Source organism: Burkholderia sp. HMSC10F09 (genome assembly GCF_001806955.1).
GTDB lineage: Bacteria > Pseudomonadota > Gammaproteobacteria > Burkholderiales > Burkholderiaceae > Burkholderia > Burkholderia multivorans.
This window is the reverse complement of record NZ_KV786767.1, coordinates 32,850-47,202: the sequence shown is the minus strand read 5'-3', so window position 1 is coordinate 47,202 and position 14,353 is coordinate 32,850. Positions and strand designations below refer to the sequence as shown.

The 14,353-nt window shown below is 70.0% G+C and carries 12 protein-coding genes; 7 read left to right on the top strand and 5 right to left on the bottom strand.

The window, feature by feature from the left end; genetic code table 11:
• From HMPREF3115_RS17550 to HMPREF3115_RS17540, 3 genes are all read left to right on the top strand, one after another.
• On the top strand, positions 1-601 hold a 601-nt coding region (locus tag HMPREF3115_RS17550; protein ID WP_070555391.1), incomplete at its 5' end, for a 2Fe-2S iron-sulfur cluster-binding protein.
• Positions 602-616: 15 nt separating this feature from the next.
• The gene (locus HMPREF3115_RS17545; RefSeq protein ID WP_070555388.1) at positions 617-1,618 is read left to right on the top strand and encodes an FAD binding domain-containing protein; all 1,002 of its coding nucleotides are present in this window, start codon (positions 617-619) and stop codon (positions 1,616-1,618) included.
• On the top strand, positions 1,615-3,837 hold the full coding sequence (locus tag HMPREF3115_RS17540; protein ID WP_070555387.1) for a xanthine dehydrogenase family protein molybdopterin-binding subunit: 2,223 nt from the start codon (positions 1,615-1,617) through the stop codon (positions 3,835-3,837). The genes HMPREF3115_RS17545 and HMPREF3115_RS17540 overlap by 4 nt, the downstream gene beginning before the upstream one ends.
• A gap of 8 nt (positions 3,838-3,845) precedes the next feature.
• On the opposite strand, the gene HMPREF3115_RS17535 is transcribed toward HMPREF3115_RS17540, so the two are convergent.
• Positions 3,846-4,766, bottom strand: coding sequence for a LysR substrate-binding domain-containing protein (locus HMPREF3115_RS17535; protein WP_006407128.1), 921 nt, complete (start codon positions 4,764-4,766; stop codon positions 3,846-3,848).
• A 112-nt stretch (positions 4,767-4,878) separates the two neighbouring features.
• Here HMPREF3115_RS17535 and HMPREF3115_RS17530 point away from each other — a divergent pair, with 112 nt between their 5' ends.
• Positions 4,879-5,517 (top strand): glutathione S-transferase family protein, encoded by a 639-nt coding sequence (locus HMPREF3115_RS17530; protein WP_006407127.1) that lies wholly within the window; start codon positions 4,879-4,881, stop codon positions 5,515-5,517.
• Between the two features lie 131 nt (positions 5,518-5,648).
• Positions 5,649-7,850, top strand: a complete 2,202-nt coding sequence (locus HMPREF3115_RS17525) for a TonB-dependent receptor (protein ID WP_070555384.1) — start codon at positions 5,649-5,651, stop codon at positions 7,848-7,850.
• A 9-nt stretch (positions 7,851-7,859) separates the two neighbouring features.
• Here HMPREF3115_RS17525 and HMPREF3115_RS17520 read toward each other — a convergent pair whose 3' ends face one another.
• Positions 7,860-9,113, bottom strand: a complete 1,254-nt coding sequence (locus tag HMPREF3115_RS17520; RefSeq protein ID WP_070555381.1) for an MFS transporter — start codon at positions 9,111-9,113, stop codon at positions 7,860-7,862.
• Between the two features lie 97 nt (positions 9,114-9,210).
• Between HMPREF3115_RS17520 and HMPREF3115_RS17515 the strand changes: the two genes are divergently transcribed.
• Complete coding sequence (locus tag HMPREF3115_RS17515) at positions 9,211-10,245, top strand: LysR substrate-binding domain-containing protein (RefSeq protein ID WP_070555379.1); 1,035 nt, start codon at positions 9,211-9,213, stop codon at positions 10,243-10,245.
• A 55-nt stretch (positions 10,246-10,300) separates the two neighbouring features.
• On the opposite strand, the gene dapA is transcribed toward HMPREF3115_RS17515, so the two are convergent.
• Together dapA and HMPREF3115_RS17505 are read right to left on the bottom strand one after the other, a co-directional pair.
• Positions 10,301-11,200 carry a 4-hydroxy-tetrahydrodipicolinate synthase gene (dapA, locus tag HMPREF3115_RS17510; RefSeq protein ID WP_006407123.1) on the bottom strand — a complete coding sequence of 300 codons (900 nt, stop codon included), beginning with the start codon at positions 11,198-11,200 and terminating at the stop codon, positions 10,301-10,303.
• 137 nt (positions 11,201-11,337) lie between these two features.
• Positions 11,338-11,529: a hypothetical protein gene (locus HMPREF3115_RS17505; protein WP_200053074.1), complete on the bottom strand. Its 192-nt coding sequence runs from the start codon at positions 11,527-11,529 to the stop codon at positions 11,338-11,340.
• A 108-nt stretch (positions 11,530-11,637) separates the two neighbouring features.
• Between HMPREF3115_RS17505 and HMPREF3115_RS17500 the strand changes: the two genes are divergently transcribed.
• Complete coding sequence (locus HMPREF3115_RS17500) at positions 11,638-12,657, top strand: sulfate ABC transporter substrate-binding protein (RefSeq protein WP_070555376.1); 1,020 nt, start codon at positions 11,638-11,640, stop codon at positions 12,655-12,657.
• Between the two features lie 117 nt (positions 12,658-12,774).
• Here HMPREF3115_RS17500 and HMPREF3115_RS17495 read toward each other — a convergent pair whose 3' ends face one another.
• Positions 12,775-13,389 (bottom strand): glutathione S-transferase family protein, encoded by a 615-nt coding sequence (locus HMPREF3115_RS17495; protein WP_006407120.1) that lies wholly within the window; start codon positions 13,387-13,389, stop codon positions 12,775-12,777.
• Between the last annotated feature and the right edge of the window lie 964 nt (positions 13,390-14,353).

Genomic DNA, 14,353 nt, shown 5'->3' with positions numbered 1-14,353 from the left:
CGCAACGGTCGGCGCGGCGCCGGCCATGCATGCGCAGCCACCGCATGCGAGCACGGCGTCGGCCCCGCCGTCGCGCGCGGCGGTGCCGGCGCGCCCCGTTCATCTCGACATCAACGGTCATGCCTATACGTTGCAGCTCGAACCGCGCGTCACGCTGCTCGACGCGCTGCGCGAATACGCAGGGCTCACCGGCACGAAGAAGGGTTGCGACCGCGGCCAGTGCGGCGCGTGCACGGTGCTCGTCGACGGACGGCGCATCAACGCGTGTCTGACGCTCGCGGTGATGCACGAAGGGCAGCGCATCACGACCGTCGAAGGGCTCGCGCGCGACGGCGTGCTGAGCCCGGTGCAGCGTGCGTTCGTCGAACACGATGCGTTCCAGTGCGGCTACTGCACGCCGGGCCAGCTGTGTTCGGCGACGGCGTTGCTCGACGAATTCGCATCGGGCGCGGCGAGCGCCGCCACCGCAGACGTGCGGCAGCGTCCGGCGCAGCTGTCGGACGACGAGATCCGCGAACGCATGAGCGGCAACCTGTGCCGCTGCGGCGCCTATTCGAACATCGTCGCCGCCGTGCGTGCCGCGCACGCGCGCAACGCGTAAGCGGAGGGCCGCGTCATGGAAGCGATCTCGTACGAACGCGCGACCGACGTCGCGGACGCCGTGCGCGCCGCGCAGCAGCCGGGCGCCGCGTTCATCGGCGGCGGCACGAACCTGCTCGATCTGATGAAGGGCGGCGTCGCGCGGCCCGTCATGCTGATCGACGTCACGCATATCGCGGGCCTCGACACGGTCGACGCGTTGCCGGACGGCGGGCTGAGGATCGGCGCGCTCGTGCGCAACAGCGACGCGGCCGATCATCCGCGCGTGCGCAGCGGTTATCCGCTGCTGTCGCAAGCGCTGCTGGCCGGCGCGTCCGCGCAGCTGCGCAACATGGCGACCGTCGGCGGCAACCTGATGCAACGCACGCGCTGCCCGTACTTCTACGATCCGGCGTTCGCGCAATGCAACAAGCGCGATCCGGGCAGCGGCTGCGCGGCGATCGGCGGCGACAACCGGATGCACGCGATTCTCGGCGCGAGTGCGCATTGCGTGGCCGTCAATCCGTCGGACATGAGCGTCGCGCTCGCGGCGCTCGACGCGGTGGTGCGCACGAGCGGCCCGCGCGGCGAGCGGCAGATTCCGTTCGCGTCGTTTCATCGGCTGCCCGGCGACCGCCCCGATCTCGACACGACGCTCGAGCCGGGCGAACTGATCACCGCGGTCGACCTGCCGCCGCCGCAGTTTGCCGATCATGCGCACTACGTGAAGGTGCGCGACCGCGCGAGCTATGCGTTCGCGCTGGTGTCGGTCGCCGCCGCGCTGCGGATGGACGGCGCACGGATCGAACAGGCGCGCATCGCGCTCGGCGGCGTCGCGCACAAGCCGCTGCGCGCGACGGCCGCGGAGCAGCATCTCGCCGGTCGCGAGCCGACGGATGCGGCGTTGCGCGAAGCGGCCGCGCTCGCGCTGCGCGATGCGCAGCCGCTCGACGGCAATGCATTCAAGGTCGCGCTCGCGCAGCGCGCGATCGTGCGCGCGGTGAAGACGGCCGCGCGATCGACGGGAGGACACGCATGAACACGCTGACCGGACAGCCGCTCGACCGCGTCGACGGCGTACTCAAGGTGACGGGCGGCGCACGCTACGCAGCCGAATTCGACGATGCGCGGCTCGCGCATGCGGTGCTCGTGACGAGCACGATCGCGAGCGGCCGCATCGAGTCGATCGACACGGCGCGCGCCCGCGCGATGCCCGGCGTGCTGCTCGTGATCACGCACGAAAACGCGCTGCGCCTGCCGAACGCGGGCCGGCCGCCGCTGTCGCCGCCGGCCGGCCGCCGGCTCACGCTGCTGCAGGACGACGCGGTGCGCTACAGCAACGAGCCGGTCGCGGTGGTCGTCGCCGATACGCTCGAACACGCGACCGACGCCGCGCAGGCGGTGCGCGTGCGTTATCGCGCGAGCGAGGCGGCGCTCGATTTCGCGCGCGAGAAGGGCCGCGCGCGTGTGCCGCCGAAGCAGCAGGGGCGCGAGATGGACACGCAGCGCGGCGACGTCGACGCAGGGTTGCGCGCGGGCGACGTGCACGTCGACGCGACGTACACGACGCCGATGCAGCATCACAACCCGATCGAGCCGCACGCGACGATGGCGCGCTGGGACGGACCGACGCTCACGCTGCACGACGCGACGCAGGGCGTGACCGGCACGCGCAACGCCGTGGCCGCCGTGTTCGGAATCGCGCCGGAGCACGTGCGCGTGATCTCGCCGTTTCTCGGCGGCGGGTTCGGCTGCAAGGGTTCGTCGTGGTCGCACGTGTCGCTGTGCGCGATGGCCGCGAAGCAGACCGGGCGACCGGTGCGGCTCGTGCTGACGCGGCCGCAGATGTTCGGCCCGGTCGGCGGACGGCCGCTGACCGAGCAGCGCGTCGTGCTGGCCGCGCGGCGCGACGGCACGCTGACCGCGATGCGCCACGATTCGATCGTCACGACGTCGACCTTCGAGGACTGGACCGAGATGTGCGGAATGCCATCGCGGATCATGTATGCGGTGCCGAACCAGGCGACCACCCATCGGATCGTGTCGCTGAACGTCGGCACGCCGACGTTCATGCGTGCGCCCGGCGAAGCGTCCGGCTCGTTCGCGCTCGAATCGGCGATGGACGAGCTCGCGTGGCAGCTCGGCATGGATCCGGTCGCGCTGCGGCTCGCGAACTATGCGCAGGTCGATCCGGAGGACGGCAAGCCGTGGTCGAGCAATGCGCTGCGCGAGTGCTATCGCGTCGGCGCGCAGCGCTTCGGCTGGTCGCGCCGCACGCAGGCGCCGCGCACGCTGCGCGACGGCGATACGCTGATCGGCCTCGGCATGGCGGCCGCGACGTATCCGGGAAACCGCAGCGAGGCATCGGCGCGCGCGCGGATCCTGCCGGACGGCACGGCTGAAGTCGCGTCGGGCACGCAGGACATCGGCACCGGCACCTACACGGTGATGACGCAGGTCGCGGCCGACGCGCTCGGCTTTGCGCCGCAGAACGTGCGCTTCTCGCTCGGCGATTCGGGGCTGCCCGGTGCACCCGTGTCGGGCGGTTCGCAGTCGGCCGCGAGCGTCGCGCCGGCCGTGCGCGAGGCGGCGCTGCAGGCGCGTGCGAAGCTGATCGCGCTGGCGATCGCCGATTCGGGTTCACCGCTGCACGGCGCCGCGGCGGACGACGTGACGGTCGACGACGGCTGGGTCGTGCATCGCGCAGACCGATCGCGACGCGACCCGGCCGCCGCGGTGATCGCGCGTGCGGGCGGGCAACCGATCGAGGCGCTCGCGACGACGAAGCCGGGCGACGAGAAGCAGCGCTACGCGTTCCATTCGTTCGGCGCGGTGTTTGCGGAAGTGTACGTCGACGCGGAGCTCGGCACGATACGCGTGCCGCGCATCGTCGGCGTGTACAGCGTCGGCGCGCTGCTGAACGCGAAGACGGCGCGCAGCCAGCTGCTCGGCGGCATGGTGTGGGGGCTCGGCACCGCGCTCGAGGAAGGCTCGCATCTCGACCTGCGCGCCGGCCGCTTCACGAACGCGAATCTCGCCGAGTATCACGTGCCGGTGAATGCCGATATCGGCGAGCTCGACGTCACGTTCGTCGACGAGCGCGATGCGCATTTCAATCCGCTCGGTATCCGCGGGATCGGCGAGATCGGCATCACGGGCGTGCCGGCCGCGATCGCGAATGCGGTTTATCACGCGACCGGCGTGCGCGTGCGCGATCTGCCGATCACGCTCGACAAGGTGATGGCCGCCTCCGCTTGAGGCGCGCGTCAGCGACGCGGCGTGCGGCGCCGCACTTCGCTGCGCAGCCAGTCGAGCCAGGTGCGGATCGCCGCTTCGCGCGGATGGCCGGGGCGCCACACGACGTAGTGTGCGTAGACGTCGGTGATGCGCACCGTCGATACGCGCACGAGCGCGCCGCTCGCGAGTTCGCGCTCGATCAGCGAGCGGCGCGCGAGCGCGACGCCGCGTCCTTTCAGCACCGCGTCGATCAGCGCGTTCGCGTCCGCGAAGCGCGGCGCGCGCGCCGACTCGGTCAGATCGAGCCGCGCGGCCTGAAACCACGGTTCCCACGGCTGCGCGGGATGGCGCAGCAGCGTCGCGCGCACGAGATCGGCCGGCGCGCGCGGCGCGATGCCGTCGCGGTTGCGGTACGCGGGGCTCGCGACCGGAAACACGGTCTCGTTCATCAGCTTCTCGGCGACGACGCCCGGCCACGTGCCGGGCCCGTAGCGCAGCGCGACGTCGATGCGGTCGCGCTTGCGAAGCGGCGCGAGCGCTGTGTCCGGATGCAGCACGATCGAGATCTGCGGGTGCGCGGCCGCGAAGCGCGGCAGCCGCGGCGCGAGCCAGCGCTCGGCCACGCTCGGCAGCACGCTGACGTTGAGCGTGACGTCGCAGGCGCGCGGCCGGGCGCGCACTGCGTGCGTCGGCTCGAACGCGCGCTCGAGCACGCTGAGCCCCTGGCGCACCTGCAGCGCGAGCGCATGCGCGGCGTGAGAAGGCGTTGCGCCGCCGCGTTCGCGCGTGAATAGCGGATAGCCGAGCTGCGCCTCGAGCGCGCGGATGTGCTGGCTCACGGCGCCTTGCGTGAGCGCGAGTTCGTCGGCTGCGCGCGTGAAGCTTTGCAGCCGGACGGCGGCCTCGAACGCACGCAAGGTCTGCAGCGGAGGGAGATGGATGCGTCGCATTGCGCATTAGTAACACTAATGTCCGAGCACGACAATTCATCGTTTGCGGCCGCGGGCGCGGCATTCCTACACTCGTGCTCGTCTTTCACAGGCCCGCCGGGGCAATGCCACCATGAACGCCTATCGTCTCTATCTTTCGCCGGGCGCGTGTTCGCTCGCCGCTCATATCGCGCTCGAAGAAACGGGCGCACCGTTCGACGTCGAGATCGTGCAGGTCCGCAAGCAGGAGAACCTCACCGACGGCTATCTCGCGATCAACCCGAAAGCGCGTGTGCCGGTGCTCGCGATTCCCGGCGAGTCGCGCGTGCTGACCGAAACGCCGGCGATCCTGACGTATCTCGCGCGCCGCCATCCGGATGCGCAGCTGCTGCCGCTCGACGATGCGCTGCGCGAAGCGCGGTGCCACGAATGGCTGGCCTGGCTCGTCGGCTGGGTGCATGGCGTCGGCTACGGCACGCTGTGGCGGCCCGGCCGCTTCGTCGGCGATCCGGCGCTGCACGGTGCGATCAGCGAGCATGGACGCAGCGTGATCGACGCGGCGAACGCGACGATCGAGGCGGCGCTCGCGGACGGACGCACGTGGGCGGAGCCGGGTGGCCATTCGATCGTCGATCCGTTCCTGCTGGTGCTGTACCGGTGGGGCGGCGCGATCGGCTTCGACATGACGCGGCATCGCGCCTGGACCGCGCACGCGCAGCGCGAAGCCGAACGGCCGGCCGCGCGGCGCGCGCTCGCACGCGAGGCGGCCTGACGGCCTGACGCCGCTCGACGCGCCGAAGCGGCAGGCGCCGCTTCCACGGAAATTTCGTTTCCGTCCGATTGCCATGTCGCGCCCTTTTATTTGGAATGAGAACCATTCTCATTGATGAAGGGGAAGTGACCATGACGAGCCCGATCCAGTCGAGCGCGACGCCGCCGCGTCGCCCGGCTGTTTCCGTCGCATTCGCGATGATGACCTGCGCGGCCGCGCCGGCCGCTGCGGACGACACCGATCCGCGGCGCGCGCCGCACCTGAGCCCGATCGTCGTGCAGGGCGAGCGCGACACCGGCTCGCGCGTCGATCGTTCGGGCTCCGCGAAATACGCGACGCCGCTGCTCGACGTGCCGCAGACGATCACCGTCGTGCCGCGCGAGGTGCTCGACGAGCAGCAGGTCACGAGCCTGCGCGAAGCGCTGTCCAACGTCGCGGGCATCACGTTCAACGCGGGCGAGGGCGGCGGCGGGTCGGGCGACATGCTGCTCATCCGCGGCTTCAGCGCGCACGCGAACCTGCAGCTCGACGGGTTGCGCGACAGCGCGCAGAACAATCGCAGCGATCTGTTCAACATCGACGCCGTCGAGGTCATCAAGGGGCCGAATTCGGTGTTCGGCGGCGCGGGCACGACGGGCGGCTCGGTCAACCTGATCAGCAAGGCGCCGCAGCGCAAGGCGTTCATCGAGGCCGGCACGGTGCTCGGCACGTCCGGCTACCGGCGCGCGACGCTCGACGCGAACCGCCCGCTGCCCGGCAGCGACGGCAGTTCGGTGTTCCGGCTCAATGCGATGGCGCACGTGAACGACGTGCCCGGCCGCAACGACATCCGCAAGCGGCGCTGGGGCGTCGCACCGTCGCTCGGCTTCGGGCTCGGCACGCCGACGCGCGTGACGCTCGGCTATTTCCACCAGTACGACCACAACCTGCCCGACTACGGGCTGCCCGCGCGCAACGGCCAGGTGCTCGGCGGCGTCGCGCGCGATGCCTATTTCGGCTGGCGCAACCTCGACCGCGAACGGATCGAGTCCAACACGTTCACCGTGAAGGCCGAGCACGACGTGTCGCCGCAGCTGAAGCTGCAGAACCTGAGCCGCTACGCGCATCTGAATCGCGACACGGTGGTTTCCGCGTCGCATGCGAACCTCGACGGGATGCCGCGCGGGCGCTACAAGCCGGCGGGGCCGCAGGGCTACGGGCGCGACGCGTCCACCGCGATGTGGATGAACCAGACGAACGCGACCGGCGAATTCAGCACGTTCGGCGTCGGCCATACGCTCGTCGCGGGCTTCGAGATCTCGCGCGAGACGTACGCGCGCAGCACCTACTCGCACGGGCTCGCGCGTCACTTCCCGAAGAACGGCTATGCGCTCGCCGCGCCGCCCGGCTACTGGTCGGGCCCCGCGCGCCGCGAGAACACCGCGCGCACCGATACGGCGCTCGACGTGAAGGCGCTGTACGCGTTCGATACGATCTCGTTCGGCCGGTACTGGGACCTCGACGTCGGGCTGCGTCACGACTGGATCGACGGCTGGGCGCGCAATACGCCGGCCGGCAAGCCGACCGAGCGCGCGGACACCGCGGACCGTCATCTGAGCACGCGCGCGGGGCTCGTGTTCAAGCCGACCGACAACGGTCGCATCTACGCGGCATACGGCACGTCGTTCAATCCGTCGGCGGAATTCCTCGTCACGACGGGCAGCGGCGTGAACGCGGCATCGGGCGGCCTCGCGCCCGAGAAGAACGAGAGCGTCGAACTTGGCGCGAAGTGGGAGGGCCTCGCCGGTCTCGCGCTGAACGGCGCGCTGTTCCAGACGTACAAGCACCACGCGCGCGAACGGATGTCCGACGGCAGCTACCTGCTCGCCGGCAAGCAGCGCGTGCGCGGCGTCGAGCTCGGCGCGGCTGGCAAGATCACGCCGAAGTGGGATCTGTTCGCGAACTACACGTATCTCGCGAGCGCGACGCTCGACTCGCCGTCGTCGCCGCGTCGCAACGGGAAGGCGCTCGGCAACACGCCGCGGCACGCGTTCAATCTGTGGACGACCTATCGGCTGCCGGCCGGCTGGACGATCGGCTATGGGTCGCATTTCGTCGGCCGGCGCAACGTGACGTCCGAAGGCGACGGGACGCTCGGCGCGTACTGGGTGCACAACCTGATGGCGAGCTACGACGTGAACCGGCGGCTGCGGTTTCAGCTGAACGTCGACAACCTGTTCGATCGCGCGTACGTGGAGCGCGTGCGGCAGCAGCCGGGCAACGCGTCGCGCTCCTCGGCCGTCGAGTTCGGCGACGGGCGCGCGGCGATGCTGTCGGCCGTCTACACGTTCTGAGTCCGTGCGCTACGCGGGCCGTTTCGGGAACAGCGGCAGCGTCGCGCACGCGCACGCGCCGGCCGCGAGCCACACGACGCTCCACGTGCTGGCCGCGAGCAGCGGCGGGATCGCGAGCGGCGTGACGAACAGCCCGACATAGACCATCGTGTTGGCCATGCCGAGCGCGGTGCCGGCATGGTCGGCGCCGGCCAGCGTCGCGAGTTCGGTGTAGGCGACGCCGTGCCAGGCCGATACGCAGATGCCCGCGAACACGAGAATCGCGACGATCGCCGCGACCGGCACCTGCGGGCTGCCGGCCGTCGCGGCCGCGAGCAGCGCAAACGAGCCGGCCGCGACGAGCACCGATCCGCGCAGATACGCGCGCCGGTTCCGATGGCGGTCGGTATGGCGGCCGCTCCATACGCGCATCGCCATCGCGCCGAGCTGCAGCGCGACCATCGTCGCGCTGATCCCGGCCACGCCGAGCCGGCCGAAATCGTGCAGAAACACCGTCGCGAACGTCAGCACCGCGAATTGCGGCACACAGAGCACGCCGATACCGATCACGAGCCGCCAGACCGCGCGGTTCGCGAGCGGCGTCGTCGCGCGCGGGGCAGCCGGTTGCCGCGCGTGCGGCTGCGCGGCATCTGCCGCCGCAGGCGGCTCGCGCAGCCAGCACCACGTCAGCACGGCCGAGCCGGCGCACAGCAGCATCAGCGTGCCGTACACGGCGCCGAAACCGGCGTGCGACGCGAGCCACGGCAACAGTGCCGCGCCGACGCCGCCGCCCATCGGCACGGCCGTCTGCCGGATGCTCATCGCGAGCCCGCGTTCGCGCTCGCCGAACCAGCGCATCACCGCGCGTCCACTCGAGCCGTTCACGCTGCCGCCAAGCAGCCCGACGCCGCACATCATCGCGACGATGTGCGCGAGCGGCGGCACCGCGTCGGGCGTCGGCACGATCGCAACGGCCATCAGCGCGAGCATCGAGGCGGTCGCGATCAGGCCGGTCAACAGCACGCGGCGATCGCCGAAGCGGTCGGCGGCGATGCCCCACGGCAGCTCGGACAGCGCGACGCCGAACCCGAGTGCGCCGAGCACGAGCCCGAGCGAGCCATTGTCGAGGCGATACGCGCTGCGCATCCAGACCGCGGTGGTCGGAATGCCGGCCGCAGCGGCGGAAAAACTCATGTTCGCGGCAACGCCGGCTGCGAGCACCAGCCAGCGGGCGGCGCAGCGGCGCGCGGCAGACGAACGGGAAAGGGCAAGCGAGCGTTCCATGGCGAAAGACCGGGACGGAAATTGACAGTCACAGTGTCGTCGCCTACATTCATCCTGAAAATCGGAAAGTTTTTGACGAATCGTTCGATAAAACGGGATGGTCGACATGGCCGAACACGAATACGCCATTGAGCCGCGCGGCGATACGACGCTCGCGCAACCGAACTTCGACATCGCGGCGTTGCGCAGCCTGGTCGCGGGCGTCGACCTCGGCAGCTTCGCGAAGGCGGCGGACCGCGTCGCGCGCTCGACATCGGCCGTCAGTGCGCAGATCCGCAAGCTCGAAGAGCAGGCGGGCACGCCGCTGTTCGTGAAGGCCGGCCGCGGGCTCGCGCTGACCGACGCGGGCGAGGCGATGCTGCGCTATGCGCGGCGGATCGTCGAGCTGAACGACGAAGCGGCCGCGGCCGTGCGCGGCGTGAACCTCGACGGCCGCGTGCGCGTTGGCCTGCAGGAGGATTTCGGCGAGGCGATCCTGCCGGACGTGCTCGGCCGCTTTGCGCGCGCGCATCCCAAGGTGCGGATCGACGCGCGCGTATCGCGCAATGCCGATCTGTTCGACCGGCTCGAGGCGAACCAGCTCGATCTCGCGCTCGTATGGGGCGATCCGGCGTCGGCGGAGCGCGCGTCGCGGCCGGGAATCGACAGCGAGACGATCGCGCACGTCCCGATGCGGTGGATCGGCGCCACACATGCGACTCAACCCGAGTTCGACGGCGGCGCGGCGGCAGGCGCGCAGGATCGAGCCGGCCCGCGCGCGATCGTGGCGACACCCGAACCGCTGCCGCTCGTGATGTTCGACCGGCCGTGCCGGTTCTTCGGCGCGGCGACCGATGCGCTCGACCGAGCCGGCGTGCCGTGGCGCGTCGCATTTACGACGCCGAGCCTCGCCGGGCTGTGGGCGGCCGCCGCGGCCGGCCTCGGGCTGACCGTGCGTTCGCACTACGGGCTGCCGGCGTCGGTGCGCGTGCTCGACGCCGCCGCATGCGGCCTGCCGGCGCTGCCGAGCGTGCCGCTCGTGCTGCTGCGGCGCACGTCGTCGGCGACGCCGACCGTCGATCGGCTCGCGCGGATCGTCACGCAGGCCGTGCGCGAAGCGACACATCCGGCGGCGGCCGCACTCGCCGCGTAGCGTGCAGCGGCGCGCGCGCACGACGTATCGCCGATTCGATGCGCGCCGCGCCGCGCTACGCCATCGCGCTCGCCGGCGCATGTGCATCGAGTTCCGCGCACAGCGCGCGCAGCCGCGCGCGCAGCGCGTCGCTGGCCGGCACGAACGGCAGACGCAAGCCGTCGTCGCACCAGCCTTGCGCGGCCAGCACGGCCTTCACCGGCGCCGGATTCGGCTCCGCGAACAGCGCGGCGACGAGCGGCTGCAACGCGACCGCGATATGCCGCGCGTCGGCGAGACGGCCGTCGCGCAGCAGCGCGTGCATCCGCACATGCCGCTCGGGCAGCACGTGCGCGCTGCTCGCGATCGTCCCGTGCGCGCCGGCGCAGAGCGCGGCGAAGTTCTGGTTGTCGTCGCCGGACAGCACCGCGAGCGGCGTCTCGTGCACGAGCCGGCTCATCCGCTCGAGCGTGCCGCCGCATTCCTTAATGCCGGCCACGCGTGCATCGCGCGCGAGCGCCTGCAGCGTGTCGAGTTCGACGTTCACGCCGGTGCGGTACGGGATGTTGTAGACGAGCACCGGCAGGTCGGCCGCCTCGACGATCGCTTCGACGTGGCGCCGAATGCCGTCCTGCGTCGGCCGCACGTAGACGGGCGGCGTGACGAGCAGGCCGTCCGGGCGCAGCGCCGCGAGTTCGCGGGCGCGCGCGGCTGCGGCGTGCGTTGCGCTCGCGGTCAGCCCGACGACGATCGGCCGGTCCGGCACCGCGTCGCGCAGCGTCGCGAACACGGCGTCCTGCTCGCGTGCATCGAGCAGCACGCCTTCGCCGGTCGTCGCGCCGGCGACGAAGCCTGCGATGCCGGCGGCCGCATAGTGCCGCGCCAGGCGCGCGAGCGCGCGATGATCGACGTCGCCGCGGTGAAACGGCGTGACGATCGGCAGCCAGATACCTTCAAAACGGGGTGATGTGTGCATGCAAAGCCTCATGGTGAGAACGGGAGGGAGACAACCGTTCCGCCGGCGCTATGCCGGTGCGAGGCGTGCGAGCAAGGAAAAGAAACGACCTGCAGGCATCCCGTCCGGCATTCGCCTGACGGGACGCGACATCCCCGTCAGTCGAGGAGTCGTTTTTTCAGTTTCAGCCCGGCCGCGCGCGCGCCGGCCGCGAGGGCGGCGGAAATCGACGGCGAGCGGAGGATGGCGGACATGGATGAACCGTGCGTGGGCTGAGCGGCGATCTTAGCATTGCGGCGCGCGGGCGTGGGGCGCTGCTTGCTTATGACGATTCGTGATTTGCTTTGCACGACAGATTGGAAGGCGCGCGGGGCGCGGCCGCTAGAATGCCCGCTTACGTTTCGATGACGGCGCAGCGCCGTCGCGCATCCACCACCAAGGAAACGGGGCATATCACGATGGCAAGCATCAAGGGGATCGGCCGCTGGCTGCATACGGGCGCGGCGGCGGCACTCGTCGCGGCGGCAACGGTCGCGCACGCGGACACGTCGATCCTGAACGTGTCGTACGACGTGACGCGCGAGCTCTACAAGGACATCAACGCGAGCTTCGCGGCCGCCTACAAGCAAAAGACCGGCGAGACCGTGACGATCAAGCAGTCGCACGGCGCGTCGAGCGCGCAGGCGCTGTCGGTGCTGCAAGGGCTGCAGGCCGACGTGGTCACGATGAACCAGCCGAACGACATCGACCTGCTCGCCGAGCGCGGCCAGCTGCTGCCGAAGGACTGGCGCGCCCGCTTTCCGGACAACAGCTCGCCGTACTCGACCACGATGGTGTTCCTCGTGCGCAAGGGCAACCCGAAGGCGATCAAGGACTGGAGCGATCTCGCGAAGCCGGGCGTGCAGGTGATCATCGCGAACCCGAAGACGTCGGGCAACGGCCGCTACGCGTATCTCGCCGCATGGGGCTATCAGAAGCAGAAGGGCGCGACCGATCAGCAGGCGCTCGAGTTCGAGAAGGCGATCTTCCGCAACGTGCCGGTGCTCGACTCCGGCGGCCGCGGCGCGACGACGACGTTCACGCAGCGCGGCATCGGCGACGTGCTCGTCACGTTCGAGAACGAAGTCGCGCTGATGGACACCGGTGCATCGGGTGCGCAGTTCGATGCCGTCTATCCGTCGGCGAGCATTCTCGCGGAGCCGCCGGTCGCGGTCGTCGACAAGGTCGTCGACAAGAAGGGCACGCGCAAGGTCGCGCAGGCGTATCTCGACTACCTGTACACGCCCGAGGCGCAGGAGATCATCGCGCAGCATCATCTGCGTCCGCGCGACGCGAACGTGCTGAAAAAGCATGCGGCCGAGCTCAAGCCGCTGAAGACGTTCAGCGTCGAGCAGATTTTCGGTAGCTGGGCGAACGCGCAGAAGACGCACTTCGCGGACGGCGGCACGTTCGATCGCGTGATCGTCGACCGGAAGTAACGGCGGCGCGTCGTCGAGCGCGCGAGACGAAACCGGCGGCCGAGGCCGCCGTTTTTCATGGGCAACGCGCGCGAGCCGGTGCGACGGCGAACCTGGCCGCCGGCGCGCCGCCGTGCATTACGCGTGCAGCAGCCGTGCCGATTCGCGCTGCTCGACCGCGACCGCGCGACGGTATCCGTCGCGGTCCTCGGCGCGCGCGACGTAGTCGCCGAGCACGCCTTCGTGCGGCAGCAGATGCGCGTCGAACGCGATCTTCAGCGTGCTCGCGAGCAGCAGATCGGCGGCGGTGAAGCGGTCGCCGACGAGCCATCGGCTATGCGCGAGCGTCTGCGCGAGCGCGCGCTGCACGCGCGTGATGTTGCCCCAGCCGAACGCGACCGGGTTGCCCGACGCGCCGGTGAATTTTTCCGCCATGGCCGGCTCGAGACAGGTGGGCGTGAAGAACATCCACTGCAGGAAGCGGCCGCGCTCCGGGTCGTCCGGCGCGATGCCGAGGCCCGCGCCCGGGCAGCGATCGGCAAGATAGAGCAGCACCGCGCCCGATTCGGCGAACGGCGCGCTGCCGTCGTCGAGCGCGGGCAGTTTCGCCATCGGATTCACCTGCACGAACGCGTCGCTGCCCTGTTCGTGCGAGCGCAGATCGATCGGCACCAGCTCGTAGACGGCGCCGATTTCCTCCAGCATCCACAACGCCCGGAACGCCCGGGTTTTCGGCCAGTAGTAGAGCTTCATCGCGCCTCCGTGCAGGATGTCGAAATCGACGGATGCTCAAGCGTAACCGAGCGGTGCGGCGGGGCGGCGATTCTGCGGGGAAAAATGTCGGGGATGGCGCTTTACGGTCGGCGTGTTTGAATAACTAGTTATGTACGTACTATGCGGGCATATCGGGACGAGGGACCGTATGCGCGCGAGCGCCGGGCGCGTTTCGCGGTAGTATCCGTTCCCCGCGATTGGCCTTGGCTGTCGGCGTTTCGACGATGAATCGGATTGGCGTGGTGGAGGACGTCGGCGGCGCGTGTGTGGACAGGTCGGCGCCGAAGGGACTCGAAGCGCTGTGCTTTTTGTCGGTGAGTGCCGGCGCGGAAGCGAAGCGGGACGCGGGCGCGCGGGAGATTGGGAGCCACTGGGCACACTGGCGGGTGGCGCGGATTTTCGCGCGATTGCGAGCACGATGCCTTCCGCTTGTGCACGGCTTCGACGTGGGCACGGCTGCCGCGAAGAGACTCGGCTTGCTGTGAATTCGCTCGGTGAGTCGTAAAAGGCCGGTTCTCGGTTGCGGCGCATCCGATGTGGATATGTCCTCTGCACGGACACTCGGATCGCTGTGCGTTTCGATGGTGAGCAAGAGCGACTGCATCATCGAGGCATGGTTTTCGATGCGCAGGTGTCTGCTGCGAAAAGGCTCGACTTTGCTGCGATACTGATCGGCGGCCGTCGGCTAACGATCCATCGAGGCGCGGTTCGGGATGTGGATATGTCGGCGGCGCAGACACTCCGATCGCTGTGAACTTCGACGGTGAGTGCGAGGCGATCGATTCGGCGAAGCAGGGTTTTCGGTTGTGAAGACGTCCGTTACGGAAAGGCCCGAGTCGTTGTGAATCTGAACAGCGAGTGCGACGAGCGATCCGTCCATATGGGCTCAGCGATGTGGATATGTCGACGGCGAAGAGACTGGAATCGCTGTGAATTTCGATGG

What these genes read in the sequence shown, in the direction of transcription:
- HMPREF3115_RS17545 (WP_070555388.1), top strand. Translation starts at nt 617, where the DNA reads ATGGAAGCGATCTCGTACGAACGCGCGACCGACGTCGCGGACGCCGTG.
- HMPREF3115_RS17540 (WP_070555387.1), top strand. Translation starts at nt 1,615, where the DNA reads ATGAACACGCTGACCGGACAGCCGCTCGACCGCGTCGACGGCGTACTC.
- HMPREF3115_RS17535 (WP_006407128.1), bottom strand. Translation starts at nt 4,766, where the DNA reads ATGCGACGCATCCATCTCCCTCCGCTGCAGACCTTGCGTGCGTTCGAG.
- HMPREF3115_RS17530 (WP_006407127.1), top strand. Translation starts at nt 4,879, where the DNA reads ATGAACGCCTATCGTCTCTATCTTTCGCCGGGCGCGTGTTCGCTCGCC.
- HMPREF3115_RS17525 (WP_070555384.1), top strand. Translation starts at nt 5,649, where the DNA reads ATGACGAGCCCGATCCAGTCGAGCGCGACGCCGCCGCGTCGCCCGGCT.
- HMPREF3115_RS17520 (WP_070555381.1), bottom strand. Translation starts at nt 9,113, where the DNA reads ATGGAACGCTCGCTTGCCCTTTCCCGTTCGTCTGCCGCGCGCCGCTGC.
- HMPREF3115_RS17515 (WP_070555379.1), top strand. Translation starts at nt 9,211, where the DNA reads ATGGTCGACATGGCCGAACACGAATACGCCATTGAGCCGCGCGGCGAT.
- dapA (WP_006407123.1), bottom strand. Translation starts at nt 11,200, where the DNA reads ATGCACACATCACCCCGTTTTGAAGGTATCTGGCTGCCGATCGTCACG.
- HMPREF3115_RS17500 (WP_070555376.1), top strand. Translation starts at nt 11,638, where the DNA reads ATGGCAAGCATCAAGGGGATCGGCCGCTGGCTGCATACGGGCGCGGCG.
- HMPREF3115_RS17495 (WP_006407120.1), bottom strand. Translation starts at nt 13,389, where the DNA reads ATGAAGCTCTACTACTGGCCGAAAACCCGGGCGTTCCGGGCGTTGTGG.